Here is a 1399-nt window from a genome sequence, read left to right on the forward strand (position 1 = left end):
GTTGATGAATGTTGATTTCTGGCTTTTGTCAGATCGTTCTTTAAAAATTCGGATATGTGATAGAAATAGACTGAATGCCAGTTTCACTGCTGGTAGTTCAGGCTAAGGTAAAATTTGTGAGTTCTCACGAATTTTCGGCGAATGTCGTCTTCACAGTATAACCAGATTGCTTGGGGTTATATGGTCAAGTGAAGAAGCGCATACGGTGGATGCCTTGGCAGTCAGAGGCGATGAAAGACGTGGTAGCCTGCGATAAGCTTTGGGGAGTCGGCAAACAGACTGTGATCCAGAGATCTCTGAATGGGGGAACCCACTCAGCATAAGCTGAGTATCTTGTACTGAATCCATAGGTGCAAGAGGCGAACCAGGGGAACTGAAACATCTAAGTACCCTGAGGAAAAGAAATCAACCGAGATTCCCTTAGTAGTGGCGAGCGAACGGGGACCAGCCCTTAAGTTGATTTGAGATTAGTGGAACGCTCTGGAAAGTGCGGCCATAGTGGGTGATAGCCCCGTACACGAAAGTCTCTTTTCAATGAAATCGAGTAGGACGGAGCACGAGAAACTTTGTCTGAACATGGGGGGACCATCCTCCAAGGCTAAATACTACTGACTGACCGATAGTGAACCAGTACCGTGAGGGAAAGGCGAAAAGAACCCCGGAGAGGGGAGTGAAATAGAACCTGAAACCGTATGCGTACAAGCAGTGGGAGCCTACTTTGTTAGGTGACTGCGTACCTTTTGTATAATGGGTCAGCGACTTATATTCAGTGGCGAGCTTAACCGAATAGGGGAGGCGTAGCGAAAGCGAGTCTTAATAGGGCGCTTTAGTCGCTGGGTATAGACCCGAAACCGGGCGATCTATCCATGGGCAGGTTGAAGGTTAGGTAACACTGACTGGAGGACCGAACCGACTACCGTTGAAAAGTTAGCGGATGACCTGTGGATCGGAGTGAAAGGCTAATCAAGCTCGGAGATAGCTGGTTCTCCTCGAAAGCTATTTAGGTAGCGCCTCATGTATCACTGCTGGGGGTAGAGCACTGTTTCGGCTAGGGGGTCATCCCGACTTACCAAACCGATGCAAACTCCGAATACCAGCAAGTGCCGAGCATGGGAGACACACGGCGGGTGCTAACGTCCGTCGTGAAAAGGGAAACAACCCAGACCGTCAGCTAAGGTCCCAAAGTCATGGTTAAGTGGGAAACGATGTGGGAAGGCTTAGACAGCTAGGAGGTTGGCTTAGAAGCAGCCACCCTTTAAAGAAAGCGTAATAGCTCACTAGTCGAGTCGGCCTGCGCGGAAGATGTAACGGGGCTCAAACCATGCACCGAAGCTACGGGTATCACCTCTGGTGATGCGGTAGAGGAGCGTTCTGTAAGCCTGTGAAGGTGAGTTGAGAA

1 rRNA gene is annotated in these 1399 nt (G+C 49.7%); it reads left to right on the forward strand.

Annotated elements, in window-relative coordinates:
- Nucleotides 1-182 precede the first annotated feature (182 nt).
- Nucleotides 183-1399, forward strand: a 23S ribosomal RNA gene (locus IAE40_RS25545); the annotation flags it as partial.

The sequence above is a fragment of the Pseudomonas sp. S44 genome, assembly GCF_016624805.1.
Classification (GTDB): Bacteria; Pseudomonadota; Gammaproteobacteria; order Pseudomonadales; family Pseudomonadaceae; genus Aquipseudomonas; species Aquipseudomonas machongensis.